The 26,506-nt window shown below is 56.7% G+C and carries 25 protein-coding genes; 9 read left to right on the top strand and 16 right to left on the bottom strand.

Annotated elements, in window-relative coordinates; genetic code table 11:
• Window positions 1-14 precede the first annotated feature (14 nt).
• The 13 genes from P7C00_RS26325 to wbpA all read right to left on the bottom strand — a co-directional run bounded on the left by P7C00_RS26325 (window position 15) and on the right by wbpA (window position 16,031).
• Window positions 15-641, bottom strand: a complete 627-nt coding sequence (locus tag P7C00_RS26325) for an SMI1/KNR4 family protein (protein WP_404937610.1) — start codon at window positions 639-641, stop codon at window positions 15-17.
• 246 nt (window positions 642-887) lie between these two features.
• Entirely contained in the window at window positions 888-2,171 is a 1,284-nt protein-coding gene (locus P7C00_RS26320; RefSeq protein WP_404937609.1) for a glycosyltransferase, read from the bottom strand.
• A gap of 249 nt (window positions 2,172-2,420) precedes the next feature.
• On the bottom strand, window positions 2,421-2,978 hold the full coding sequence (locus P7C00_RS26315; protein ID WP_346633903.1) for an acyltransferase: 558 nt from the start codon (window positions 2,976-2,978) through the stop codon (window positions 2,421-2,423).
• A 79-nt stretch (window positions 2,979-3,057) separates the two neighbouring features.
• Window positions 3,058-4,950 carry an asparagine synthase (glutamine-hydrolyzing) gene (gene asnB / locus P7C00_RS26310; RefSeq protein ID WP_404937608.1) on the bottom strand — a complete coding sequence of 631 codons (1,893 nt, stop codon included), beginning with the start codon at window positions 4,948-4,950 and terminating at the stop codon, window positions 3,058-3,060.
• A gap of 3 nt (window positions 4,951-4,953) precedes the next feature.
• A complete protein-coding gene (locus P7C00_RS26305) occupies window positions 4,954-6,417 on the bottom strand; it encodes an oligosaccharide flippase family protein (RefSeq protein WP_346633905.1) in 1,464 nt (487 codons plus the stop codon).
• Between the two features lie 14 nt (window positions 6,418-6,431).
• A complete protein-coding gene (locus P7C00_RS26300) occupies window positions 6,432-7,700 on the bottom strand; it encodes a hypothetical protein (protein WP_404937607.1) in 1,269 nt (422 codons plus the stop codon).
• Window positions 7,701-7,840: 140 nt separating this feature from the next.
• Window positions 7,841-9,721 (bottom strand): asparagine synthase (glutamine-hydrolyzing), encoded by a 1,881-nt coding sequence (gene asnB, locus P7C00_RS26295; protein WP_346633907.1) that lies wholly within the window; start codon window positions 9,719-9,721, stop codon window positions 7,841-7,843.
• Between the two features lie 117 nt (window positions 9,722-9,838).
• Window positions 9,839-10,984, bottom strand: a complete 1,146-nt coding sequence (locus P7C00_RS26290) for a DegT/DnrJ/EryC1/StrS family aminotransferase (protein WP_346633908.1) — start codon at window positions 10,982-10,984, stop codon at window positions 9,839-9,841.
• A 5-nt stretch (window positions 10,985-10,989) separates the two neighbouring features.
• Window positions 10,990-11,964: an NAD-dependent epimerase/dehydratase family protein gene (locus P7C00_RS26285; protein WP_346633909.1), complete on the bottom strand. Its 975-nt coding sequence runs from the start codon at window positions 11,962-11,964 to the stop codon at window positions 10,990-10,992.
• A gap of 13 nt (window positions 11,965-11,977) precedes the next feature.
• Window positions 11,978-13,069 carry a DegT/DnrJ/EryC1/StrS family aminotransferase gene (locus tag P7C00_RS26280; protein ID WP_346633910.1) on the bottom strand — a complete coding sequence of 364 codons (1,092 nt, stop codon included), beginning with the start codon at window positions 13,067-13,069 and terminating at the stop codon, window positions 11,978-11,980.
• Window positions 13,070-13,654 carry a UDP-2-acetamido-3-amino-2,3-dideoxy-D-glucuronate N-acetyltransferase gene (gene wbpD, locus P7C00_RS26275; RefSeq protein ID WP_404937606.1) on the bottom strand — a complete coding sequence of 195 codons (585 nt, stop codon included), beginning with the start codon at window positions 13,652-13,654 and terminating at the stop codon, window positions 13,070-13,072.
• 5 nt (window positions 13,655-13,659) lie between these two features.
• Window positions 13,660-14,607: a Gfo/Idh/MocA family oxidoreductase gene (locus tag P7C00_RS26270; RefSeq protein WP_346633912.1), complete on the bottom strand. Its 948-nt coding sequence runs from the start codon at window positions 14,605-14,607 to the stop codon at window positions 13,660-13,662.
• 110 nt (window positions 14,608-14,717) lie between these two features.
• Window positions 14,718-16,031, bottom strand: coding sequence for a UDP-N-acetyl-D-glucosamine 6-dehydrogenase (wbpA, locus tag P7C00_RS26265; RefSeq protein ID WP_346633913.1), 1,314 nt, complete (start codon window positions 16,029-16,031; stop codon window positions 14,718-14,720).
• Between the two features lie 567 nt (window positions 16,032-16,598).
• Between wbpA and P7C00_RS26260 the strand changes: the two genes are divergently transcribed.
• The 7 genes from P7C00_RS26260 to P7C00_RS26230 all read left to right on the top strand — a co-directional run bounded on the left by P7C00_RS26260 (window position 16,599) and on the right by P7C00_RS26230 (window position 23,130).
• Window positions 16,599-17,810, top strand: a complete 1,212-nt coding sequence (locus P7C00_RS26260) for a glycosyltransferase family 4 protein (RefSeq protein WP_404940098.1) — start codon at window positions 16,599-16,601, stop codon at window positions 17,808-17,810.
• A gap of 159 nt (window positions 17,811-17,969) precedes the next feature.
• Window positions 17,970-18,827: an SDR family oxidoreductase gene (locus P7C00_RS26255; RefSeq protein ID WP_346633914.1), complete on the top strand. Its 858-nt coding sequence runs from the start codon at window positions 17,970-17,972 to the stop codon at window positions 18,825-18,827.
• An 18-nt stretch (window positions 18,828-18,845) separates the two neighbouring features.
• Window positions 18,846-19,856, top strand: coding sequence for a polysaccharide biosynthesis protein (locus P7C00_RS26250; RefSeq protein WP_072450892.1), 1,011 nt, complete (start codon window positions 18,846-18,848; stop codon window positions 19,854-19,856).
• Complete coding sequence (gene wecB, locus P7C00_RS26245; RefSeq protein WP_346633915.1) at window positions 19,849-20,976, top strand: non-hydrolyzing UDP-N-acetylglucosamine 2-epimerase; 1,128 nt, start codon at window positions 19,849-19,851, stop codon at window positions 20,974-20,976. The genes P7C00_RS26250 and wecB overlap by 8 nt, the downstream gene beginning before the upstream one ends.
• Before the next feature lie 169 nt (window positions 20,977-21,145).
• Window positions 21,146-21,976 carry an amidohydrolase family protein gene (locus P7C00_RS26240; protein WP_346633916.1) on the top strand — a complete coding sequence of 277 codons (831 nt, stop codon included), beginning with the start codon at window positions 21,146-21,148 and terminating at the stop codon, window positions 21,974-21,976.
• Window positions 21,977-22,100: 124 nt separating this feature from the next.
• Window positions 22,101-22,541 carry a DUF3592 domain-containing protein gene (locus P7C00_RS26235; protein ID WP_346633917.1) on the top strand — a complete coding sequence of 147 codons (441 nt, stop codon included), beginning with the start codon at window positions 22,101-22,103 and terminating at the stop codon, window positions 22,539-22,541.
• A 4-nt stretch (window positions 22,542-22,545) separates the two neighbouring features.
• Window positions 22,546-23,130, top strand: coding sequence for a hypothetical protein (locus tag P7C00_RS26230; RefSeq protein WP_346633918.1), 585 nt, complete (start codon window positions 22,546-22,548; stop codon window positions 23,128-23,130).
• Between the two features lie 24 nt (window positions 23,131-23,154).
• On the opposite strand, the gene P7C00_RS26225 is transcribed toward P7C00_RS26230, so the two are convergent.
• Together P7C00_RS26225 and P7C00_RS26220 are read right to left on the bottom strand one after the other, a co-directional pair.
• On the bottom strand, window positions 23,155-24,402 hold the full coding sequence (locus P7C00_RS26225) for an aspartate aminotransferase family protein (protein ID WP_346633919.1): 1,248 nt from the start codon (window positions 24,400-24,402) through the stop codon (window positions 23,155-23,157).
• 120 nt (window positions 24,403-24,522) lie between these two features.
• Window positions 24,523-25,104: a DedA family protein gene (locus P7C00_RS26220; RefSeq protein WP_346633920.1), complete on the bottom strand. Its 582-nt coding sequence runs from the start codon at window positions 25,102-25,104 to the stop codon at window positions 24,523-24,525.
• A gap of 181 nt (window positions 25,105-25,285) precedes the next feature.
• Between P7C00_RS26220 and vapB the strand changes: the two genes are divergently transcribed.
• Both vapB and vapC read left to right on the top strand, forming a co-directional pair.
• Window positions 25,286-25,519, top strand: coding sequence for a type II toxin-antitoxin system VapB family antitoxin (gene vapB / locus P7C00_RS26215; protein ID WP_102860368.1), 234 nt, complete (start codon window positions 25,286-25,288; stop codon window positions 25,517-25,519).
• A complete protein-coding gene (gene vapC, locus P7C00_RS26210) occupies window positions 25,519-25,917 on the top strand; it encodes a tRNA(fMet)-specific endonuclease VapC (protein WP_346633921.1) in 399 nt (132 codons plus the stop codon). The genes vapB and vapC overlap by 1 nt, the downstream gene beginning before the upstream one ends.
• A gap of 22 nt (window positions 25,918-25,939) precedes the next feature.
• Here the strand turns inward: vapC and P7C00_RS26205 are convergent, their stop codons facing one another.
• Window positions 25,940-26,449, bottom strand: coding sequence for a DUF2938 domain-containing protein (locus P7C00_RS26205; RefSeq protein WP_346633922.1), 510 nt, complete (start codon window positions 26,447-26,449; stop codon window positions 25,940-25,942).
• Window positions 26,450-26,506 lie beyond the last annotated feature (57 nt).

The raw sequence follows: 26,506 nt of genomic DNA, 5'->3' as shown, positions 1-26,506 counted from the left end.
GAGGGCCTTGTTATTCAGTAGCGCCACTTGCGCACCAGGTCCTCTCCGTAGCGCTGGCTGATCAATGCTTCGGCAGCATCATCGTCGTCATACACCTCCGCCAGGCAGAACAGCATCAGCGCATCCAGGTACTCCTCGGGGGAGTCGAAGAAGCGTGTCAGCGCTATGCCTGTGTCGTGATCGAAGTAGTACACCACGCCGCTGTTGCGTTCAAAACAGAACATATTGCCGTTGCCCAAGTAGTCGCCGAAGGCGATCAGCTGTTGGGCCAGGGACAGGTCCAGATCGGTCCCGGGAATGTCCACGATGCCGGGATAGGCTTTCAGCAGTGGCTGGATGGGCATAGTGCCGGGCTCGACGCTACAGAGGATTTCCGCCAGGGACAGCACCCCCAGTTGCCGATGGTAGTCGCGCAGCGACCGCGGCAATGGGCAGCCCAGGCGTTGCTCCAGCGCCTGCAAGGCGTCCTCGCTGACAGGGGTCAATTCCGGCTCGTTGACGTGGCCCTCCCACAGTGCACCGTAGGCGCCGATGACCGCCAGATACCAGCTCAGCCGTGCGGCCTGATCGGGCAGGTCCGGCCAGGCCAGGGGAGGGCAGCCGGCGGGAGGCCATTGTTCTGGGGGGGGTGTATCGGTCATGGAGCGTCCTTGCGAGGGCGGTGGGAGGAGGGAAGGCTTTATCCATTGTCTGGACACTGAAACCATCCTGGCAAACATGGACTTTCGGAGAAAGTTGAAGGCGCCTGCACGAGTATGTGGATGGGGGCTGACGTCTTTTGCGTTGGTCTGCGTGGCAGTGAGTGATGCCACTGACGATACAGGGCAGTTACTTAGGACTAGAGGCCTGGAGAGGGTTCTCCAAGCCGCTAGTGTGTTTGCGTCAGCTCATTTTCCGTTAATTACGGAGGTCAGCAGATCAGCATATTGAAGGGCTTGTGACTGACGAGAAAAGCCTTGGGAAAACTCTGAGAGTGAATCCTCTTGTCTTGGATAAAAGTCAGGATGGCTAAAGGCGCTGAGGAAACTGTCCTGGTTATCGTCTACAAGACTTGAGGGATGGGCCCTCTTCAATATCGATCCTGCCAGTGTGTCAGCGGAAATATCTGCGAGCACCGGGCGCCCTGAGCCGATGTACTCAAACAGCTTGGTTGTCAAAATTCCTTGTGCGCTCAATGAGCTGCGGACAGAGGTTTCAGCGAACAAAAGATAGTCCGAGTGGATAATCAACTCTAGTGAACGAGTGTAAGCCACCGCAGAGTTGAAGCTGAATGCGGATGCAATTGATGGGTATTGATTTTTAATGGCCTGCTTGACCAGTTCTGCGCGACCATAATATTCGATATTAAACTTCTCATAATTTTCAGGAATGTCTTTTTTTAACTGAGCCAGTGCCTTCATAATGTTGTGAGGAACTCTTTCAGGAGAGACTACTCCCATGTAGCGGATAGTTACTTTATCGGCCGAACGTACTACCGGAGTTGATCGAGCCTGACTTAGGACCAGATGATCATAGCCGTTCATGATGACCGACACATTGGTAGTCATAGCTTTATAGTAAGAGGCCATGGGCTCTGAAATGGTAACCACATGATCAGCACTGCGGGCCAACCAACGATCGATACGTAACTCCAGCCATTTGGCAAATGGACCGCCTGGCATACCGTGACATTCGCTGAACTGATCCCTGTAGTCGAGGACGCAAGGCACATTGAATCTTTTTTTACAGAACAGTGCAGCCAGCAACATGGGCCATGGGGGCGATGATCCGACAACGATATCCGCGGCAGCCAAGGCTGCCTTTGCTTGAGGGTCTAACCATGGACTCAAGAATGAAAAAGCAAAAGGTAGTCTTGGGTCCGGAACCTGTCCCAGTATGTTTTGAATATAGTTTTTCAGTTTTCTCCGCCAGGAGGGAGTGCCTACATACATGGGCTCAAAAGCTACATCGGCTTTTTCCGACGTGGAAATTCGCCCCATCTTGTCGAGTTCCAGAACGTTGACCTTGTCGGGAAGGGACTCACTGAAATCCCCATCCGCAGAGGTTTTCTTGGTCGTGATGACTGTGACTGCATGACCTTCTGCAGCCAAGTATTTGGAGATGGCTTCAATTCGTTTCGCACCTGCACTATTAATAGGTGGGAAATAATGCACGATAAAAACTATATTCATCTTCTGGTCGTCAAGTCCTGGATGGGGCGTATGCAGTATTGCGTTACGTTAATGTTTAGTTTCTGAATATCAATATGAGGCTTTGTTGAGTACTCAAACTTTAGAGCTCTATTATAGCTTGCACTCAATAGCTGCACAGACGCATTATTTTGCCATTGGAGAGGGAAAATATCCAGAATCAAGAACCGTTCTATCGCGCAGCAATCGGTCAGTAATGGGGTACATACGTATGCTGACCCAGGCGGCTTATTACCCCTGTTGCCGAGCCGGAGCACCGTAGAATTTTGCACCCGCAGGAACATCGCGGTTTACAAAACTCATGGCGCCGATAATCGCACCGTCACCAATGCTGACACCCATCTGAATGATCGAGTTGGGGCCGATGTAGACTCCGTCGCCTATTTTCGTAGGTTTTCGGCTGGCTTCAACTTGCCCCAAGGATGTACTCCATTCCACGGTGTGGTGGGTGTATATCTGTACACCGCAGCTGACGGACACGTAGCTGCCGATCTCCAACCCGCCGGAGCCGTCCAGCACCACATTGGGGCCAATCCAGGTGTTTTTTCCAACCTTTACATCACCCAGGATCAGCACGTTGTTGTAGCAGGATGTCCCTTCTCCAAATCCGTAGAACCTGGCCGTCTCCCAGCGATCCGAGAGCAGGTCGTTTATCGAGACATGCCTCTTGAACTTGGAGAATATATCGGCGCGTAATTGGTTGATTACTCTTTTTACCTGTTGCAAAAGTGCTTCGTCAGCCTTTGGTGAAGCTCCCGGGTCTTTAGGCGAATCAGTTTTAATCGTCATCACTGTTCTCACTTTTTCAATCTCAAGACTTGGCTGCCATCCCCGGTGGGTTAATCGAGCTTTGGCCGGGTTGCCTCAATCAGCGCAGTTCAAAGTTATGTTGATACCACCGGGTGAAGTTGATCCAGCGCCAGACTTGCCAGGAGAAAGCAGCTTTCCCTGAAATGATTTTCTCGAACTCTTCAAGGATTTGTGGCTGGTTCAGGAATGGCAGTCCAAGATCAATCTTCAGCCAGCCTCGGATCTGCTCGGCCAGTTGTACCAGCCACACCTGTTCGGGGGTAGAGAAGCCGATCTTGTCCCTTCGGTCCAGGATGGCGTCTGGAACTATTCCACGCATCGCTGCCCGGAAGACGGACTTGGTTTCTCCTGATTGCGAGATCAGATAGTTTTCTGGCAAGGAAAGCAGGAAGTCGGCCATGTCGGAGGTGAGGAAAGGCACCCGACTCTCGATGGAAAAACGCATCGAATTCCGATCGCCATGGCGCAACAGTGACTGTAGCCCGCGGTGGGTCAGTGAGAATGCCAGCTCGGAGGCCAGTTTGCGTCCGGGCAGATCGTAGGGTGATTTCTGTTGTGGATAACCGATGTGCACACCGGCGTCACGCAGCATCTGTGTATCTATCCACGAAGGGCTGGCCTGCATGCCGTTTCCACGTCTGAGCAAGTCGTACACGGGGCCTTCGGCGCACTCGGCAACGACCGTCTTGAAGCAGTGCTTCAAACTTCTGTCTGGCCATTTTGACCACTGCCTTGCGAAGTTCAGAGCCTGCCGGTAATGGCCCTGTTCGAGCATGCTCTTGATGCGTTTTCCTGGGTAGCCGTGATAGCCGGCCAGTAACTCATCGGCTCCCTGACCATCGAGCGTTACCGTGATGGCGTTGTCTTTGGCCAGCTTGAAGACCCGGTACTGGGCGTAGATGCTGGTGCTGCCAAAGGGCTCACCTTGAGCGCGAATCATGTCATCCAGGTCATTGGACAGTTCCTGGGGGCTGACCAGTACCTTGTGAGCCTTGGCGTTGACCTTGGCGTTGACCAGGTCGACCCAGGATTCCTCTGATACGGCGCTATCGCGGGCGATATAGCTGAATGTATTGATGGCTGCATCCGGTTCGATCTTGCGCATGGCGCAAACCACTGCCGAAGAGTCCAGTCCACCGGACAATGCCGCTCCCAGGGGAACGTCGCTGCGCAGATGCAGCTTGATGTTATGCAGGAAACGTTCGCGCAACTCATCAGCGGCTGCCGAGAAGCTCAGGGTTGACGTCTGTTCTACCTTCGGTCGCCACCACTGTTGCGGTGCACTGAGCTGGCCGTTGGATAGATCAAGGTGCAACAAGTGCCCGGGCATCAGCTGATGCACGCCTTCGAAAAAGGTCGAGGCCTGGGAATCGTAATCGCCATGCACCAGGTAGTCGTAGGCGCGTTGCCAGTTGAGCTGAACCTTGTTCTGCTTCAACGCTTTCAATGCTGGCATTTCTGAGGCGAAAAGGAAGTTGTCGCCTTCACGGGTGTAGTAGAACGGCTTGATCCCGAAGGGATCGCGAATGCAGGAGAGCCTGTTGGCCACTCGGTCAAAAACCGCGAACGCAAACATTCCGCGCAAGCGTGCAAGGGAGTCGGCTCCCCATTGAATCCAGGCCGCTAGCAACACCTCGGTGTCGGAGTCTGAATGGAACACGTGCCCCAGGGCTTGCAACTCAGTACGCAATTCGCGGTAGTTGTAGATTTCGCCATTGAAGACGATGGAAAAAAGCTGGTCCTTGGAGTGCATCGGCTGATGGCCGGCTAAGGACAAGTCAATAATGGATAGGCGCGTGTGACCCAGCACTAGTTTGTTGGAGGCAACCGGCATCTCTTCGTAGCCGAAGTCATTCGGTCCACGATGGCGCAAGGTCTGAATGGCCGCGTCGATACTCTGGGAGTAAGAGTGGGTTTCGCTGACGGAGAAGAAACCGAGTATTCCACACATAAATTAGCTACTTCTTTGCGAAAAAAGTTTAAGGCGGCTGCGGACCATCTGTCCGGCTTTACGCAGCTCGGAAACCTGAACAAGCCCCAAGGCCACAAAAATCACTGCCGTGCTGCTGATGAACATCAGGTTGACCAACCAACGCAAGTAGCTGTCCAGTTCTGAACCCAATCGCAGTGCCAGAAACAGCGCCACGACCGTTGCAGTCATTGAGCCGCAAAGCGGCCACCACTTATGCGGCACGGGATACAGCCTTTGACTGCACAGCATATAGATGACGAACGTCAGCGAACTTCCCAGGAGCATTGCAATGGCGGCGCCGCTGCCTCCCAAACGAGGAATCAAGATCAGTCCCAGGGCAATGTTGGCAATCAGCCCCGCGAGATTGATCCAGATGGTCATGTGGGTTTTCTTGGCGATGCTGATGCCAGGGGCAAAAATGTACATCTGGGCCAGGAGAATTGACGGTACCAGGAAGACAATCAGCTTGGAGGCTGAGTAGTAGTCTGAGGTTGTCATCAGTACCAGGACGTCATGGGCAAACAGCCCAAGTGTCAGGTAAGTCAGTAATGCAAAGCAGCAGAACACCCTGAAAATACGCGCCAACTGCCTGGGAGTATCGGCTTCGCGGTAGTAGGTATAGATCAATGGTGTCAGGGCCCCTTGGAAACCGACCATGACCAGGCTGACGGCACTGGCCAACCGGACAGCGACTCCATACAGCCCGACCTCGCCGATCGACACAAAGTGGTTGATCAGCAAACGGTCGATATAAATGCTGGCAAGGACCGTCACACTGGCAGGGACCAAGGGGATGGAGAACGCCAGCATCTCCTTGAGCCGGGCCCAATCAAAGCGAAAGCGAAAGCTCTGCCGCAGGTGATACAGCCCGTAGACAGTGCCAATGATGACTCCGGCGCTCATGCCCCATAGCAGCCCTTGCAAGCCCATTCCTGCACCGTAGGTGAGGAGTACTGCAGCTCCAGCAGTGACCAGGGAGACAATGATGCTGACGAGTGCATAGTGCTTGCTGCGCAATTCCCAGCGGAACTGGTTCTGGATGAGGTTGAACAGACCGTTGAAGAAAATGTAGACAATGCCGACCTTGAAGGCGCCAGTCAGTCCTTCGCGCCCCATGATCCAGGTGGACAGATCATCGGCATAGGCCAGGGTGATCACGGCGAACAGCGAGTAGCACCCGGCAGTGAACCAGAAGGCGGACGATGCATAGGCGCAACGGCGATCAGGGTCTGTTTCCGCTGAATAGAAGCGCGCTATGCCCTGGGACACCTCCAGGGCAATGGTCAGTGCGATAAGGCCTGAGAAAACCAGCAACAAGTCCAGAGAACCGTAGTCTTCCGGGCTCAGCACTCGGGTGTACAACGGCACCAGAAATAGCGCGAGCCCCTTCGAAAGCAGTGCGGGGATTGCGTAAATGACACTGTCTCGAATAAAGAGCTTGAACATATGTCGGCAAAACCCTAGCGGTTATCCTGGTTTGAAGGAAAGTAAAAGTACTTGATGAACAGGCGTTGAAGTTTGCCTTTTGCGGCAGCCAGGAGTATTGCCTTCTGCTCAGGTAATGGTGGGAATGTATCGTGTTGGTTGTTCCAGATTTTGAAGTAATTTTTGATAAATGCTTCTTCGCTGTACTTTTCCTTCCAGAACCCCCAGCACGCGGCCATGACGCTTTCCAGATAAGCACGATCGGCCAGCAGTTTTTCCAGGCAAGAGGTCAGCAGGTTCGCATCAACAGGAAACTGGATGATGGGAGAGGCCGGCAAGCCAGTAAAAACATCATAGTTTCCTGAAACGATTGCACAGGATGCGGCAGCGCCTTCGATGCCGAATCGACCTGGCCAGGTGGCTGGCTGGTCGACAACTATGTCCGCTGCCAGCAACATGCTGACCACTTGGTGATTGGGGATGTGCTCCAGCAGGTGAAACTCGAACGCGTAGCCCTTTTGTCGGAGCGTTTCCACTGCCTCCAGCACGAGGTCGGTTCGTTTTACTGCCCGGTTCGAGGGGGCGTGAACGAGAACCGGGATCTCTCCCGGACGACGCGGGCCGGTCAGTAGCGACGTCTGGCTGAACGTGAAGTGTCCCAGCATCCCAGTCTGGAAGGTCGCCTGGTTCCTTGAGGAAATCGTCTTGGCAAAGCGCTCGGCCATGAACTGGCGATAGTACTTTCTCAGCATGTCCACCAGGGGGAGTGCGGGATAGGAACCAATCGCTATACCGGGCGTGTACTTTTCAAACAATGCGTCATGCAGGTGGCGGCAACGCACATCATCTCCGCAGTGCTGAACAACCAGGTCAACCCCGGCGAGGCGATAGAGGATGTAGTCGAGGTTCAGCGCGAGTAGGCTGGTGCACCAGATGAACCAGGCCTGATCGGCGCGTAAAAGGATCCAGGGTAAATGTCGGGAACGACAGAGTGGTTCGCTGAACAGGCGGATTTTCAGGGCCAGGGCAGAGGCGCCTTGTGCGTCGGTTTCTCCGTAGAAGACCCCAGCGTGGGAGCGAGCACTGCGCACGGTAATGTGCTGTTTTGCCAATGCGGCAGACAGTTCGCTGATGTTGTTGGCAATCTCGTGTATGCCGACAAAGACATATTCAGGTTTTGCCGGCCGCTTGCTGCAACTGCGCTTGATTCTCATGGCCAGGGCCGGCAGCAGGAATAAGGCAAAGCAAAAAAACGAGAATAAAAAGAAGCATGCAGATTGGGCTATTTTGAAGATGATTTTCATTTTACGTCCTGTGCATTGCTTCTTTCATGCTGACTCTGCAGCCATAGCAGCGCTGGGTCAGTGCTGCTATGGCCGGATCTTGATCGTGATGTTTCACACGGCGGCTTTATATATGACGGGTCAAGGCTGGTACAACAAGATCATGCAAAGCAGCCTTGCATATACTCTTCCATATTCAACAGGGACCAGATCAACAGCCTTCTGTTCTGTTTTCCTGAAAGATGTTCCTCGACAAGCGAAGTCAGTGCGGACTGGTCAAAAACGTCATAGATATGTGCGTTTTTATTCAGCAGTTTCCTTCTGACAAACTCCATGCTCTCGCCTTTGAACCAGCTGGAGTCCGGCGCGGAGAAGCCTTGTTTCTCAGCCCGGGCGATATCGTCCGGAATGTATCGTTTCATGACATCGCGGAAGATCTGCTTGCCGTCTCGAGCTTTTTCAAAGTACTTGCTGACTTTATCGCCCTGATCGTTCTCGTTGACTCTTATCACATCGGCCAGATTGTTCAGCTTCAAATGAACCGGGCAGCGCATGGCGAAATCAACCAGATCGTTATCCAGGAATGGCACACGGCTTTCCAGGCCATGGGCCATGCTGAGTTTGTCTTCGACTACCAGCAAACCATGAAGGAAGGTCTTGGCTTCGAAGTACAGCGAGTGGTTGATATAGTCTTCCGGGGTGTACAGATTGTCTGCGTGGTGTTTGAAGACATCACGGAAGATGTCCCGGGTCCACACATGCTTTACATCTTTCCAGATCGGCGCAAAGACCTGCTTGATCTCATTGTTGGGAATCAGCCGCTGCCAGAATGCGTAGTACTTATCGATGTAGTGTTCGAAGTCATCGTTGACCACGGCACGGTAGTAGCGCCATGGATAGCCGCCAAACAACTCGTCCCCGCCGGCTCCGGACATGACTACCTTGACGAATTTCGATGCCAATTGGGCGGCGTAGTAGTTCGGGTAGCTCTGGCCCACTCTGGGTTCTTCCAGGTGCCAGGCCAGTTTGGGCAGGGCTCTTTCCATGTCTCCGGCTTTCAGGACCATTTGGTAATGTTCGGTCTTGAAGTGGTAGGACATGTATTCGGCTTTACTGCGCTCATCGAACCCCATTTCGATACCCGAGGCGGAGTTGAGATCGAAACCACAGGTAAAGGTTTTCATGTAGGGATAGGACTTGGCCGCGATCGCAGTGATCGAGCCGGAATCCATTCCGCCACTCAGATAACTGCCCAATTCAACGTCAGTCACCAGCTGCCGGTTGACGGCCTGCTGGAACAAACGGTCCAGCTCTTCACGGTACTCTTCGTCGCTGGCTTTGACCTTGGGTTCCTGGAAGTTGTAATCCCAGTACTGGGTGAATTGCAGGGCCGGCGTGCGCCGCTTCATGTCCAGCACGGCATAGTGGCCGGCGGGCAGCAGCTTCACATCGTTGAGCAATGTCTTGTCGGTAAAGATGTTCTGGAAGGTGAAGTATTCCAGCAGGGCTTCCTTGTCCAGGCTGCGCTGAAACTGGGGCATCGCCAGGATGGCTTTCTGTTCAGAGCCGAAGGCTAGGGTCTGCCCTTGATGTGCGTAATACAGCGGCTTGATGCCATAGCGATCCCGGGCCAGCAACAGCGTTTGTTCCTGGCGATCCCACAGGGCCAGGCCGAACATGCCGTTGAAGCGCTCCAGTGCTTGTGCCCCCCAGGCGATCAAGGCATTGAGAACCACTTCAGTGTCAGTGCGTGAACGGAACTGGTAGCCCAGGGTTTCCAGTTCGGTGCGCAGCTCACGGAAGTTGTAGACCTCGCCGTTGTAGACCAGTACATGGCGCTGGGAGAGGGAGGCGGCCGGCTGGTGGCCGGCAGGAGACAAGTCGATGATTGCCAGGCGCCGATGGCCCAGGCCCACATTGCCTTCAATCCAATGCCCTTCGCCATCGGGACCGCGATGGGCAATGGCATCCGTCATGCGCTGCAGAACTGCAGGCGATACCGGGTTGTTATCGAGATGGATGAGGCCGGTAATGCCGCACATGCGTTTTGATGCTCCTTTGGATCGGGGGGAGTGCAGTAGGAAATGCGCAGGTCTGCGCAGTTCCGTTGCCTGAAAAAGGTCATCCCGCTCGAGTGAGCGGGATGCAGGTGCTGTTACTCAGCGCAGTTGGCGAATGGCCTCGACTACGTAGGCGTAGTCTTCTTCGCTCATCCTGTTGTGCAGCGGAATCGCCATGGTGTGGTCGTTGCAGTCGCGGGCGCCCGGGAAGTCTTCGGGTTTGAGGCCGAAACGTTCACGGTAGTAAGCCAGCATGTGCACGGCGTGGGTGCCAGGACGGGTGGAGATGCCCTTGGCCTGGAGAATTTCCATCATGTCGTTACGCGGCATCGGGGCTTTTTGCGGGTCGATGTAGGTAACGAATGCCTGCCAGCCGTGGCGGCTGCCTTCCGGAGTGGTAGGGAGTCGCAGCCAGTCGATATCGGCCAGTTGTTCGCAGTAGTACTGGGCCCAGCGCGCACGTTCGTCGATAAAGCCGTCCAGCTTGCCCAGCTGTACCAGGCCGATTGCACCTTGCAGGTCGGTCATCCGGTAGTTGAAGCCCAGCAGGTTGAACTCCGGCAGCAGATAGGGGCGTGGGCCCAGATGGCGCTGTTCTTCGGAGAGCGAGGCACCGTGGCTGCGCAACTGGCTCATGCGTTCAGCCAGCTCCGGGTTGCTGGTGGTTACCATGCCGCCTTCGCCGGTAGTCACCGACTTGCGCGGGTGGAAGGAAAATGCCGCGGCATCGCCCAGGCTGCCGGCAGGGCGGCCTTTCCAGTCAGCGCCTGCGGCACAGGCGGCGTCTTCGATAATGGCGACCTGCGCCGGCAGCGCCGCTCGCAGAGCATCGATATCCAGGCAACGGCCGAACAGGTGCACGGCAATGACGGCCCGAGTCTTGTCGGTGACCTTGGCGGCGACCTGGCTGATATCCAGGTTGTAGGTCAGGGGGTCGATGTCGACGAATACCGGAGTGGCGCCGCAGTACAGCACCACGTTGGCGGTGGCGATCCAGGTGAAGGTCGGAACGATGACTTCGTCGCCCGGACCGATATCCAGGCCGGCGAGCGCCAGGTGCAGACCCGTGGTGCAAGAGGTCACTGCCAGTGCGTGAGGAACCTGATGGCGCTTGGCAAAGGCTTCTTCAAAGGCTGCCACTTTGGGGCCTTGGGTCAACCAGCCGGTCATCAGCGGCTCACGTGCTGCCTGCCATTCTTCTTCGCCGGTGCTGGGTAACGAGATAGCAATGTTACGCTTTTCCATTGTGTTTACTCCGCCCCGTGCGTGGTGCGCCAATCGATAAGTTTCTGCAGGCCTTCACGCAGCTCGTACTGGTAGGTGAACCCCAGTTCTTCAGCCGCTTTTTTCGGGCAGCCGATACGGTTCTGTACCATGCGACGGGCATCGTCAGCGCTGTAGGGACGATACTGGACGACCAGGTCGGACTCTTTCATGTCGAGAATGGTGTCGCACAGTTCCTTGATGCTGGTCTGTACGCCAGTACCAACGTTGTAGAACTGGTCGGTGACGTCCGCTTCCAACGCCTTGACGTTGCAGCGAGCAACGTCTTCGACATAGATGAAGTCGTAAGCCTGGCTGCCGTCGCCGTTGATCACCGGGCCTTCGTTGGCATCGATCTTGTTCAGCATGATCGGAATCACGCCGGTGTAGGCGGCTGTCTGGTCCTGGTGCGGGCCGTAGACGTTCATGTAGCGCAGGCCGACATAGCTCAGGCCGTAGCGGTCGTGGAACGCGTGGCACATGGCTTCACCGGCAATCTTGGTGGAACCGTAGAAGTTGCGGTTGTTGAACGGATGGTCTTCGGTCATCGGTACTTCCACTGCGTCGCCATAGACCGAGGCGGACGAGGAGTAGACCAGACGCTTGATGTTGTTCTTCACGCAGGCTTCAAGAACGTTGAAGGTGCCTTCGACGTTGACGTGGAAGGCTGTGCGTGGGAAGTCCTTGCAGTGCAGCAGCCACATGGCGGCCAGGTGGATGACGCCGTCCATGCCTTGCATGGCGTCGTTCAGCAGGTCGATCTCGCGAACGTCACCGCCATTGGCGTACAGGCGGCAGCGGGGATCCTTGAGCTGCTCGGAGATGTTGCTGAGCTTGCCCCGGGCAAAGTTGTCATAAACCACAACTTCGGCCACGCCGGCCTTGAGCAGTTCCGAAATCACAAAGCTGCCGATGAATCCGGCGCCGCCGATGACCAGAACTTTTGAACCTTCAATTTTCATGCGTGTACTCCAATCAAATTTTGCTAGCGGTGACCAGCGCTTCGACAATGTGCGACTGATCTGATGCAGTCAGGTAAGGATGCATCGGCAGACTCATGACTCGTGTTGCCACAACGTCACCCACAGGAAGCTGTGCGTGCTCGTCTTTGACCGCCGGTTGGAGATTTAGCGGAATCGGATAGTGAACCGCCGTCGGCACTCCGCATTGCTTGAGGTGCTGTTGCACGGCATCGCGGTTGTCCACCTGTACGGTGAACTGTGCCCAGGCGCTGATATTGTGGGATTCAATATAGGGCGCGACGATTCCCGCTTGCGTCAAAAGTCGTGCGTAATTCTGCGCGACTTGCTGGCGTAATTGAATCTCTTCTTCGAGGATCTCCAGCTTGGGCAGCAGAATGGCGGCTTGCAGAGTGTCCAGGCGGCTGTTTACGCCGATGCGGATGTGATGGTAGCGGCGGTCCTGGCCGTGTCGGGCGACCTGGCGAATGATTGTCGCCAGCTCTTCGTCGTTGGTGAAGATCGCACCACCATCGCCATAGCAACCCAGGGGTTTGCTGGGGAAGAAACTGGCGCAGGCAATGGTGCTCAGGTTGCAGGAGGCCTTGCTCTTGTAGCTGGCTCCGAAGCTCTGTGCAGCATCCTCTATAACTGGAAGAGAGTGCTTGCCGGCGATGGCGTTGATGGCGTCGAAGTCGGCGCACTGCCCGTACAGGGAGACCGGAATAATGGCTTTGGTGCGTGAAGTGATCGCCGCTTCCAGCAGGGCCGGGTCCAGGTTGTAGGTTTGCGGGTCGATGTCCACATAGACCGGCTTGGCACCCAGCAGGGCGACTGTTTCCGCCGTTGCTATGTAGGTGAAGCCAGGAGTGATGACTTCATCGCCTGGACCTACGCCCAGGGCCATGAGCGCGATCTGCAGGGCATCGGTGCCGTTGGCGCAGGTGATGCAGTACTTTGCCCCTGCATAGGCGGCCAGGCGCTCTTCCAGTTCAGCCACTTCAGGGCCGAGGATGTACTGGCCGTGGGACAGAACGCGAGCGATTCCCGCGTCAATCTTGTCCTTGAGGCGGGCTTGCTGGGTCTTCAGGTCGATGAATTCGATCATTTACTGTGCGTCCATTTTGCTCAGGTTGTTGCCACGCAACACATAGCGGGCGCCGGTATGTGGGCAGAGGCATTCGGCTTCTCCCTTGACCGGCAGTTCCAGGCGTTCACCAAACTCGCTCATCCAGCCCAGCTGTCGTGCGGGCACCCCAACCATCAGTGCGTAGGCCGGTACATCCTTGTTGATGACAGCACCTGCGCCGACGAAGGCGTAATCGCCGATGGTGACCCCGCAGACAATGGTGCAGTTTGCGCCCAGCGTGGCACCCTTTTTCACCAGGGTGTCGCGGTATTGGTCCTTGCGCTCGATCAATGAGCGTGGGTTGTAGACGTTGGTGAAGACCATGCTTGGACCACAGAACACACCCTCTTCCAGGGTCACGTTGTCATATACCGAGACATTGTTCTGGATCTTGCAATGATCACCGATGACCACTTTGTTGCCGACGAAGACGTTCTGGCCAAGGGAGACCCCTTTGCCGATCTGTGCGCCTGGGCATACATGCACGAAATGCCAGACCCGTGAACCTTCGCCGATCTGTGCACCATCATCGACGATGGCGCTAGGGTGCTGGTAATGGCTCATGACTGTCAGACCAGGCGGGACAGGAAGGGATGGCCTTCGTTGTCCTGAGCTCTGACAGGGTTCATGGTCCGGATGGTCTCGACGGTTTCCACGCAGTGCCGGGTATCCTCGATACCGTAGCCCTTGCCGTCGAGCACTGCTTGGTAGCTGACGGTATGGAGATCGGTGAAACCTTCGGAAAACTCGATTTCCGCGCCGTCGACAGTAATCGAGCGGTAGGTAGGTTTCTTGCCTTTGACCGATTCAGGCAGGTCGTTGGCATCAATGGAAAGGAACCAGCGTACCCGGGCATTCTCGTACTCCAGATAGCCGCAGGCCTTGTCGGCATTGCTGAAGTGCACAACGTTGCGCTGCAGCTTGCCGAAAATGAAGTGCAGCATGTCGTAGAAGTGCACGCCGATATTGGTCGCGACACCAAAGGACTTTCGAGGGTCGCCTTTCCAGCTTTCCATGTACCAGCGGCCACGGCTGGTGATGTACGTCAGTTCCACCTCGTGCTTATGGGCGCTGGGTTGCGACTGCACACGGTTCTTCAGGTCGATGATCGCCTGATGGTGACGCAGTTGCAGGATGTTCCAAAGGCGCTTGCCGGTTTCGCGTTCAGTCAGGCTCAGGTCGTCCAGCAGTGCTGCGCTGGGTACCAGCGGCTTCTCGCAGATCACGTCACACCCCAGGCGCAGGCCGGCAGTGATATGAGCGTGATGGAGGTAGTTGGGCGAGCAGATCGAAACGATATCCAGGGCGGTTGCCGGATCCCGCTTGAGACGCCAGGCGTGATCGTAGAAGCGCTCGAACTCGGTGAAGAATTCGCTTTGAGGCGAAAGGCTGTCGATGATGCCGACGGAGTCGTTGATGTCGTAGGCACAAACCAGCTCGTTGCCGGTGTCCTTGATGGCACGCATGTGGCGCGGGGCGATGTAGCCGGCGGCGCCGATCAGGGCAAAGCGTTTCATGGAGTTCCTCGGGGAAGAGTTTCAGCTGCCTGTGGCAGGAGGCATGAAACAGAGGCCGTATGGCTATGGCCCCCTGTCTCATGCAACTCGCTGCGATGTCTCGTGGTCGATCAGGCCTTGATGACGTTGCTCGCTGCAGCACGGTACTTGCCGCGACTGTCGATGATCAATTGCGCGTGATTCTGGATCAGTTCGTAATCGAACTTATCATGATCTGTCGCCAGGACCACCGCGTCGTATGCGGCCAGGTTCTCTGCGGTCAACGGCTCGCTGCTCAGTTCGAAGTGGTGCTCGCGCATTTTCGGGAACACCGGAACATGAGGGTCGCTGTAGGCCACGATGCCGCCCTTGGCCTCGATCAGCTCCATGATCTCCACGGATGGAGATTCACGCATGTCATCCACGTTCTTCTTGTAAGCGATGCCCAGGACCAGGACCTTGCAGCCCTTGAGTGCCTTGCCACTGTTGTTCAGGCCATCCATCAGCTTGCTCAGGACGTACTCGGGCATTGCCTTGTTGACTTCGCCGGAGAGCTCGATGAAACGCGTGTGCAAACCGTATTCGCGAGCCTTCCAGGTCAGATAGAAGGGGTCGATGGGAATGCAGTGGCCACCCAGGCCAGGGCCAGGGTAATAGGCCGTGAAGCCGAAAGGTTTGGTTGCAGCGGCATCGACGACTTCGAAGATGTCGATGCCCATGCGGTCGGCAACGACTTTCATTTCGTTGACCAGACCGATGTTGACCGCGCGGTGGATATTCTCCAGCAGCTTGGTCATTTCCGCCGCTTTGGTTGAGCTGACAGGCACTACTTGGTCGATTGCCTGCTCGTAGAGCGCGATACCCACGTCCAGGCAGTTGGGGGTGTGACCACCGATTACCTTGGGAATGGTGCGGGTTTCAAAGTTGGCATTGCCCGGATCTTCCCTTTCCGGTGAATACACCAGGAAGATGTTTTCGCCAACGATCAGGCCGTTTTCCTGTACTCGGGGCAGCAGTTCTTCTTCTGTTGTACCCGGGTAGGTGGTGCTTTCCAGGGAAACCACTTGTCCTGCACGCAGGTAAGGCTTGAGTGCATTGGTGGTGTTGATCACGAAACTCATGTCAGGTTCGCGATACTTGTTCAGTGGCGTCGGTACGCAAAGGATCAGTGCGTCACACTCACCGGCACGGCGAAAGTCGGTGGTCGCTTCAAATCCCGAGTTTCTGGCCTGGCTGATGTGCTCGCTGGCAATGTGTTCTATATAGCTGGTGCCAGCATTGAGCTTGGCTACCTTGGAATCATCGATATCGATACCCAGCACCCGGAAGCCGATCGCGTTGTAACGCAACATCAGCGGCAAGCCCACATAGCCGAGCCCTACGATGCCAATCAGGGCTTCCTTGTTCTTGAACTTGGCGATGCAGGTTTGTTTTTGGTCAGGCATTTTAGCTCCGATGTAATACAGGTTCGATGCATGCAGCAGGCCTTCCGTTACTTTTTCGGCAAGAGCGTGTGAACTAGTTCTTGTTCTTACACACCTGGGTATCAGACCTATCGTAGGATGCGATCAACAGGCGAGCGACTCATTAGAGTCCACGCGTCAAGCCGTTGAGAAACAGAATGCTCCGTCATCCGACAGCGGTGTGATCGGAGGGCGAATTCATTGTGTATGCGGCCAAATTGGCGGCGATTCTACACTGGCAAGGCGCCTCGGGCGACAGGCCGGGCACATTTACTCGATTCCAGCTTCCCCGCCCCCGGTCAAGCCGGCTGCCGAGCCTTGCCAATCAGGAAAAGTAAAATCTCCTTGCCGCTATGGAAGTGGCTGTGGTCCCATCGCGTCAATCAACCGGGCACCTGTGCTCCCGGCAGGTTACTGCCGGCTCACGTCAATGATTGCTGCTTCCGATGAATGGCAATAGGCGTATATGAGGCGCCGTCCTGAGGCCCCGTGAATGAGTAAAGTGGTCGCGCGGACAGTATTGTTTTCACCGAATAGAAAGTGAATTTTTTGAAGTTATTAATTTTTTCTCAGTACTTTAGTCCTGAAAATTTCATCATCAACGATATAGCCAGGACTCTTGTTGCCCAGGGACATGAGGTAGTAGTTGCTACTGGCAAACCTAACTATCCAGATGGTCGAATATTTACCGGTTATCGTGCATGGGGATGTCACTACGAGCGTTATCTGGACTCTATTGATGTACTGCGGGTGCCGTTATGGCCGCGCGGCGACGGTGGTGCAAAGAACATGGTTCTTAACTACCTGTCATTTGTTGTAGCCGGACTGATATTTTTTCCATGGATGTTACGCAAGCGCGAGTTCGATGCGATTCTGGTATTCGCTCCTTCGCCCATCACCCAGGCCATTCCGGCGATTCCTATCAAGTGGTTGAAGAGGGCGCGGCTGGCCTTGTGGATACAAGACCTGTGGCCAGAGAGTCTTGCTGCCACTGGATTCGTGAAAAAACCCTATCTATTGAAAATGGTTGGCTGGATGGTCCGTGGGATTTATGCAGGTTGTGATCGGCTGCTGGTTCAATCTCATGCTTTTGTCGATTCAGTGGCCCGCTACGCGCCCAGAAAGAAGATTACCTATTATCCCAACTCTGTGGATGCCCAGGCTTTTAATGCAGAAGTAGAAGTTGACGAGCAGCTGTTGCAGGTCTTGAAGGCGCATTTCTGTGTAGTGTTCGCTGGCAATCTTGGAACTGCCCAGGCACTGGAGACGTTAGTTGAGGCTGCGAAACAACTGCGTGACGAGCCGGACATTCGCTTGGTTCTGGTGGGCAGTGGCAGCCGGCTGGAATGGCTCAAGGAGCAGAAGCAAGTTCATTCACTGGATAATCTGATACTTCCTGGGCGCTTTCCGGCGGTGGCAATGCCTGCAGTTTTTGCCCAGTCCAGCGCATTGCTGGTGTCACTTAATGATGAAAGCATCTTTGCCCAGACCATCCCCAGCAAGGTTCAATCCTACTTGGCGTCCGGCAAGCCAATCATTGCCAGTCTGAACGGCGAAGGCGCGCGAGTAGTTCTAGAAGCCCGGGCGGGACTCACCAGTCCGGCGGAAGAAGTGGCGCCATTGGTCGCCAACATAAGGAAGATGTATAGCCTGGACGATGCACAGCGGGAGGAAATGGGGCGGTGTGGACGGACCTACTTTGCCGCGCATTTCGAAATGGGCCAGCAGGTCCGCAGCCTGGTGGAGTTGTTGAAGGCTTGAGATGTATCGCTTGCTTGCCTGGCTCGCGGTGGTTTTCCAAGCAGTGCTATTTTTTTCCTGTTGCTGGACAATACGGCCATTTTTGAGGGGGCTAATAGCCCCTCGGTCCCAGTCTGTAGCGCATGGGATACATTCAAGGTCCGGATCTGAGTCATATTTATGAAGGTATTGGTATTGGGTATTACCGGCATGCTCGGTAGTACTGTTTTTAAAGTATTCAGCCAGGATCCACAGCATGAGGTCTGGGGGACGGCGCGCAGTCTGTCCGCCCTGAAGCACTCTTCTCTACCTGACCACGCGCGGGTCCTGTCAGGCGTTGACGTGCTGGATCAGGATGCCCTGACGGCGGCAATGGTCCAGGTCCATCCGGATGTGGTCATCAACTGCGTAGGCCTGATCAAGCAACTTGCAGATGCCAAGGACCCGCTGACCGCGCTCCCGATCAATGCCATGTTGCCCCATCGTCTGGCACAGCTGTGTGCCTTGAGCGGCGCACGCCTGATTCACGTCAGCACCGACTGCGTGTTCTCCGGAACCAAGGGCGGCTACCTGGAAACGGATACTTCCGATGCCGAAGATCTGTACGGAAAGTCCAAGTACATCGGGGAGCTGCATGATGAGCCTCATGCAATTACCTTGAGGACCTCCATTATCGGGCACGAACTGAACTCCGATCATTCCCTGGTGGACTGGTTCCTGAAGCAGCAGGGCAGCGTGCGGGGCTTCACCCGTGCCATTTTCTCCGGTTTGCCTACCGTGGAGCTGGCTCGGGTCATGAAAGACTTCGTCTTGCCGCATCCGCAACTTAATGGGCTGTATCATGTTGCCGCGGAGCCGATTGCCAAGTCCGACCTGCTGGCGCTGATTGCCCGGCAATATGAAAAGACAATCGATATACATCCAGATGCCAAACTAGTGATCGATCGCTCGCTCAACAGCGATCGGTTCACTCACGCTACTGGGTACAAGGCTCCATCCTGGCCTCAGCTCATTGAGCTGATGCATGCCAATCGCTAAAAAATTTGGAAGGTGTACATGTTCGACGACAAGGTATTGATGATCACCGGTGGAACCGGTTCTTTCGGTCATACGGTCCTCAAGCGTTTTCTCAATACCGCCGTGCGTGAAATTCGCATCTTCAGTCGCGATGAGAAGAAGCAGGAAGACATGCGTATCGCCCTGGCCAATGACAAGGTCAAGTTCTACATAGGCGATGTTCGCAACTACGACAGCCTGGCCCAGGCCATGGTTGGCGTCGACTATATCTTCCATGCCGCGGCGCTGAAACAGGTCCCGTCCTGTGAGTTCTATCCGATGGAAGCTGTGCGTACCAACGTATTGGGTACAGAGAATGTGCTCAATGCGGCCATCGCTACCGGAGTCCAGCGGGTCGTCGTGCTCAGCACCGACAAAGCCGTTTATCCGATCAACGCCATGGGCATTTCCAAGGCCATGGCGGAGAAGCTGATGGTTGCCAAATCGCGGATGATTCCGGCCAAGGGGCCGATCATCTGTGCAACGCGTTACGGTAACGTCATGGCCTCTCGAGGCTCGGTGATCCCTCTCTTTGTCGATCAACTGCGCTCCGATGAAGCCTTGACGGTGACCGACCCGGAAATGACCCGTTTCCTGATGTCGCTGGAAGACTCGGTGGACCTGGTCCTGCACGCCTTCGAACATGCACAGCAGGGTGACCTGTTTATCCAGAAGGCCCCCGCGTCCACCGTTGGCGACCTGGCCGAGGCACTCAAGCAGCTGTTCGGTAAAAGCAATGAAGTCAGAGTCATCGGTACTCGTCATGGTGAAAAACTGTACGAGTCGCTGGTCTCCCGAGAGGAAATGGCCAAGGCCGAGGACATGGGTCGTTACTACCGGATTCCTGCGGACAATCGTGACCTGAACTACAAAAAGTATTTTGTTGAAGGTGAGCAGCGTATTTCCGAACTCGACGACTACACCTCTCACAACACCTCCCGCCTCGACGTACCAGGCATCAAGGAGCTGCTGCTCAAGCTCGACTACATCAAGGAGCAACTCGATGCTTAAGGTCATGACCCTGGTCGGTACCCGCCCCGAGCTGATCAAGATGAGTCGGGTGATTGCCGAGCTGGACCGTCAGGTCAACCACGTACTGGTGCACTCGGGACAGAACTACGATTACGAACTCAATCAGGTCTTTTTTGATGACCTGCAGATCCGCAAGCCGGATCATTTTCTCGGCGCTGCCGGCGAGACAGCCGCGCAGACCATTGCCGAGGTGATCGCCAAGTCCGATGCGATCTTCGAGCTTGAAAAACCCGATGCGCTGCTGCTGTATGGCGATACCAACACCTGCCTGGCCGTGATTGCTGCCAAGCGGCGCAAGATCCCGGTGTTCCACATGGAAGCGGGCAACCGCTGTTTCGATCAGCGCGTTCCTGAAGAGCTCAACCGCAAGGTGCTCGACCACCTCAGCGATATCAACATGGTATTGACTGAACATGCCCGTCGTTACCTGATCGCCGAAGGCATCCGCCCGGAAACCATCATCAAGACCGGCTCGCACATGCAGGAAGTCCTCGACTACTACATGCCGGGGATTGAAAGCTCTGACGTGCTGGAGCGCAGCGGCCTGGAGCAGGACAAGTTCTTCATCGTCAGTGCACACCGCGAGGAAAACGTCGACACCGCCGATAACCTGCGCGACCTGCTGGATACCCTGCGAGCGCTGGCCGATCATTACGGATTCCCGTTGATCGTCTCCACCCACCCCCGTACGCGCAAGCGTCTGGAGGCCTTGGGTGAGAGCCTTGACCATCCGCTGATTCGTTTCGTCAAACCGTTCGGCCTGTTGGATTACATCAAGCTGCAAATGTCGGCATTCTGTGTGCTTTCCGACAGCGGCACCATCACCGAAGAGGCTTCCCTGCTGAACCTGCCGGCGGTGACCTTGCGCAATGCCCATGAACGTCCCGAAGGGATGGACGAAGGCACGCTGATCATGAGCGGTCTCAAGCGAGAGTCGGTCATGGACGCTGTGCGAGTCGTGACCAGCCAGCATTCTCGCGATCAGCGCAAAGTGCCTTTGGTGCAAGACTATCAAGGTGGGCCTGTCTCAGTTCAGGTGGTGCGGGTGGTGTTGAGTTACACCGACTACATCAACCGCACGGTGTGGCGTAAAGACTGAAACCAACGACGTTGACCGGGGCCGGGGACGGCACCGGTCATGGAGTTGATCTGTCCTGCGGCTCTTCACCCTGATGGAATCGGTCAATTCCATCGAGCGCTCGGAACATTGTTGTGGCCAACCGTCAAACCTAGGCTGGGGCTTCAATAACTAGCGCAGGAGCAGCGCCATGAGGTCAGCATTCGCAGTCATCGATGCCTGGGCGCAACCGGCCAACGGCCGTGCCCGGGCGCTGTTGCCGGAAGTTGCACGGCTGTTCGAGAAGTCCGGGTCGGCGCACCTGCTGGACCAGGCCCTGAGCATTGAACAGACCGTGGAGCTGATGGATCAGGCCGGGGTGGAGACGCTCATGCTCTCGGCCTGGTGCCGGCCTGAAGGCTGGGTCTTCAGCAATGATGAGATTGCAGCCTACACCCGGGCTTTTCCCGAGCGTTTCGTCGGCGTGGCTACGGTGGACCTGAGCCGGCCGGTGGCGGCTGTGGCCGAGCTGGATCGGGCGGTCAACGAGCTGGGCTTCAAGGCCCTGCGCATCGTGCCCTGGTTATGGAAACTGCCACCCAATCACCGTTGGTATTACCCGTTGTATGTGAAGTGCGTCGAACTGGGTATTCCCTTCTGTACCCAGGTGGGTCATACCGGGCCGTTGATGCCTTCGGAAACCGGGCGCCCGGTGCCTTATCTGGACGAGGTGGCGCTGGATTTCCCCGAACTGGTGATTGTCGCTGGGCACATCGGCCATCCTTGGACCGACGAGATGATCGGCCTGGCCTGGAAGCATGACAATATCCACATCGATACCTCGGCCTACCTGCCTGCCTATTACCCTGCGCAACTGCTGCACTTCATCCGCACTTACGGCCAGGACAAGGTGCTGTTCGGCAGCAACTTTCCCCAGCTGTCTTTGAAAAAATGCCTGGAGCAGGTCCGGGGGCTGGAACTTCCGCCGGCGATTGCGGACAAATTCCTCCAGGGCAATGCCCGTCGGGTATTCGGCTTGTAAGCGCTGGCAGCAGGCGCTCAAGCGGATCTCCTGGGCGCCTGAACGCCGCTGCGGCGGTTTTTCTGGGGGTAGGTTTCTTGCTATCGTGGCCTCCCTCTTTCACGGACGAATATCGAGACAGCCCATGGCTAACTCCACCCCGTCACGCCTCGGCAAGATCCTTCAGGGTCTGCTGTTTGTTCTGATCGGCATCGGCCTGTTGGCCATTGCTGTCAATCTCACCCTCGATCGTCGCGAATTCCTCGCCAGTGCCCAGACCGCCGACGGTATCGTCAGCGACCTGAACGCTGGTGGTTCGCACCCCGAGATCGCCTTTACCACCGGCAGCGGTGAGAAAATTTCCTACCCCCAAGGCGGCTTTATCTTCGGCTACCAGAAGGACCAGCCGGTGCGGGTGTATTACCAGCCCGAGCGGCCGGCCAACAGCGCCATCATCGACGACCCGGCAGCACTCTGGGCCACCCCGGGTGTGCTCGGCCTGATCGGTTTGGTATTTACCCTGGCCGGCCTGGTGGGTGTCATCAGCCAGCGCGGACGAGCCTCACAAAGAGCAAAAGGACTTTGACCCCATGAACCTCAGCATTCCGATTCCGGTCAACGAAAGTAAATGGCTGTACCAGACCGCCAGCGGCGGCGGCCTGACCATCGCCCTCGTGGCCGGCGGTGGTGGATCGATCACCCTGCGTTCGCCCCAGGGCAAGGACGTCAGCTATCGCTACGGCGGTCTGGGGGTGGGCGCCGGCTTTGGTGGGCGCCTGCCGCGTTTCGGCAAGGTCAATATCCAGGTCAAGGGCAAGAGCGTCAGTGGTGCCGGTGCGGCGGAGGCTTTTCCCAGCACCGGCAAGGTCTTTGTCAGCGATGCCCTTCGCAGCCGGGACCTGACCGAGGACGACATCACCGGGCCTTGCTTCTATACCGAAGTCGGGGGCGGACTGGTGGTGGGCGGTTCGGCCACGGCCCTGCTGTTCGGCCTGGACCCTAAGCTACTGGCCCTGGCCGTCGTTTTGGGAAGCAACCCGGCGACCATGATGGCTTCGATCAAGGTCAACGAGCAGCTGCTGCGTTCGGCCAAGGGCGCAGTGGTCATGGCTGGCATGAACGTCGGACCACAGGCCGGTGGTGGCATTGCCGCCTACATGGGCTACCTGTTCTAACCTCGCCCTGAGGCGCGCCGGGAATCACAGGCGTGCCAGGCACTCCTGGAGAATATCCAGGCCCTCTTCGAAGATTTCAGGCTCGGTGGTCAAGGGCGCCAGCAGGCGAATGATGTGCCGCGACTTGCCGCTGGGCATCAGCAGCAGTCCGGCCTCGCGGGCATTGCTGAGCAGAGCGCTCAACTGTTCCGGCGCCGGTTCGCCGCGGGCATCGACCAACTCGATGCCGCGCATCGCGCCGACGCCGGTCAAGCGTCCCAGATACGGGCTCAGCCGATCGGCTTTCCAGCCCTCATAACGTTGCACGATGGCCTGTTCCTGGCGTTCGCCCCAGGCATGCAGATGTGCGTCGGTCATTTCCTCCAGGGTGGCGAGGGCGGCGGCGCAAGCAATCGGGTTGCCTGAATAGGTGCCGCCCAGGCCACCCTTGGGCAGCACGTCCAGCAACTCCCTGCGACCCACCACCGCGCCCAACGGAAGCCCACCGCCAATACTCTTGCCCAGCAGGATCAGGTCCGGCTCGATACCCAGCCGGGAGAAGGCGAAACGCTGCCCGGTGCGGCCGAAGCCGGACTGGATTTCATCGGCGATCAGCAGGATTCCATGGGTGTCGCAGAAGGCCCGCAAGGCCTGGGCAAATGGCCTGTCCAGGGCCAGGAAGCCTCCTTCGCCCTGCACCGGTTCGAGGATGAAACAGGCCACTTCCTCGACATCGATTTCCACACTGAACAGGCGCTGCATGGCCTTCAGCGCTTCGTCGCAGGTGACGCCGTTGTCGGCGCTGGGGTAGGGCAGGTGGTACACAGGCCCGGGTAGTACTCCGACTTTCTGCTTGTAGGGCGCCACCTTGCCATTGAGATTGAGGGTGGCCAGGGTGCGGCCATGAAAACCGCCGTCGAAAGCGATCACCGCACTGCGCCCAGTGGCGCCGCGGACGATCTTCAAGGCATTTTCCGCGGCTTCGGCACCGCTGTTGGTGAGCATGCCACTGACCGGGTAACTCACCGGGATAAAGTCCGTCAGGCGCTGCATGAGCTCAATGTAGGGCTGGTGGTGCGCGGCGTTGAAGGCGTAGTGGGTGAGCCGGGTGGCCTGCTGCTGGATGGCCGCCACGATCCGCGGATGACAGTGACCCAGGTTGAGCACGCCGATGCCGCCGACGAAGTCGATGTAGCGCTTGCCTTCGCTGTCCCAGACTTCGGCGTTGCGGCCGTGGCTGAGGCGGATCGGGTGGACGGTGGAAAGCGAACGGCTGATGTTCTCGTGGCTCATGGATGCGGGCTCTGGGTGCCGGAAACGAGCCCTTATCTAAGCCAACCTCAAGGGGGTGGGACAAACGAAATAAAGTCGTCGGGTCAGTATGAAAATTCCCGATGTGCCGAAAGCGTCGTGTCAACGATCCCCGGTCTTGCGCCGTTTGCGCAGGTGACGGATCAGCGCGGCAACGGCGACCAGTGCCACCACGGCAACGAAGATCGGCAGGCGATAGGGTTTCAGGTCCCCGAGGAAATGTTGCAGGGCTTCTCCGGCCCAGTAACCGGCACCGACGAACAGCGAGGCCCACACTGCCGCGCCCAGCACATTGAGCAGGGCGAAACGCCAGGGGGCCAGGCCGCTGGCGCCGATCACCATGGGGCCGACCAGGCGCATGCCATAAAGAAAGCGCACGGCGAATACCGAGGTCGAGGGGTAGCGCTGGATCAGTCCCTGGACCCGTTCGATGGCCGCCTGATGACGTTTGAGCCTGGGCAGCAGGCGCGCCCCGCCATAGCGGCCGGTCCAGAACAGCAGCTGATCACCGAGGATGCCGCCGAGGGTGGCCCAACCGATCACTTGCGGCCATTGCAGGCTGCCCTGGTGCGCCGCCATGCCGCCGAGGATCAACACGGTTTCGCCTTCCAGCAGGCAACCGATGAAGATCACCCAATAGCCGTAGGCGGCGATCAGCGCGTTGAGGTCGAGGTGTTCGAGCATGGAGATCCCTGTTCAATGTGTGAAGTGCGCCATGACTTCGAGTCTCGATCTTGGCTTTGAGTGCCTTTTTTCTGATGTGCCGGCTGGCATTTACAGTTCAAGTAGACGGGGATATACCTTGGACATATCCCGTTGTGTCGTTAGACTTAGGATACCTTTGGCCCATTCGACAGGTGATCCTATGGAAACCGGTTCAGTGTTCAAAAGTAATCGCAGCCAGGCCATTCGCATGCCTAAAGCTGTGGCGCTGCCGGATGATGTCACACGGGTAGACATCGTCGCGATTGGTCGCACCCGTATCATTACCCCGGCGGGGGAGTCCTGGGACAGTTGGTTCGACGAGGACGACCGTGTAAGCGCTGACTTCATGAATGAACGGGACCAGCCAGCCGAGCAAGTGCGCGAGGAGTTCTGATGCTCAAGTACATGCTGGATACCAATATCTGCATCTTTACCATCAAGAACAAACCTGAACAGGTTCGCGACGCGTTCAGGCGTCATCAGGGGCGTTTGTGCATCAGCACCATCACCTTGATGGAGCTGATTTACGGTGCGGAAAAATCTGCCATCCCCGAAAGAAATCTCAGCCGCGTCGAGGGTTTTGTGGCGCGGTTGCAGGTGCTTGATTATGACGATGCCGCCGCCATCCATAGCGGCCAGTTGCATGCTGAGCTGGCCCGACTGGGCAAGCAGATAGGTCCTTACGATCAATTGATAGCTGGACACGCTCGATCTTTGGGGTTGACGCTGATTACCAACAACCTTCGGGAATTTGAACGTGTTCCTGGCTTGCGGGTTGAGGATTGGGTCTAGTCGACATTGACTGAATGGCCGGTCACGCAGCCTGCCCCAGTACCTGCACCCAGAACACCCCCGCGCCATACAGCCCCAACCCGAACACCGAATGCGCAATCAGGCTGCGCAGCCGGGCCACATTCGGTTTGGGCATCTTGCTCGCCGCGACGCCTGCGCCCATGCCCGGTTGCATCAGGAAGAAGGGGGCGGCTACCGTCGCCACGCCCATGATCAGCGCGGGTGCCAGGGTCGGTTGCCGTGCCCAGTCCAGGCCGCAGATCAATAGCAGCAGTACGGCAAAGATCACGCCGATCAGGTAATGGGCCACCCAGCCCAAGGCCCGTTCCCCAGAGATGGCAGCGGCCTGGGCGATGCTCTGGTGCACAAATTGCCCTCGAGGAAAGTGGCCGATCCAGCGTCCGACCATGGCCCAGTTAGGCCCAGGAATATTCAATACCCTGGCCAGAAACAACGTCCACAGGTCGAGGATCAGGGTCGCACCGATACCGATCAGCAGCGCCGGCACAATCACCGCCATGACTTCATGCATAAAGACTCCTTGAAGCACGCTGCGCTGGGGTTCAGGCTGTGCTTTGATGTGTTAGAA

The organism is Pseudomonas sp. JDS08PS003 (assembly GCF_045013505.1).
Taxonomy (GTDB): Bacteria; Pseudomonadota; Gammaproteobacteria; order Pseudomonadales; family Pseudomonadaceae; genus Aquipseudomonas; species Aquipseudomonas protegens_B.
Note: the sequence above shows the minus strand (reverse complement) of the source record. Positions and strands in the feature narration are given on the sequence as shown.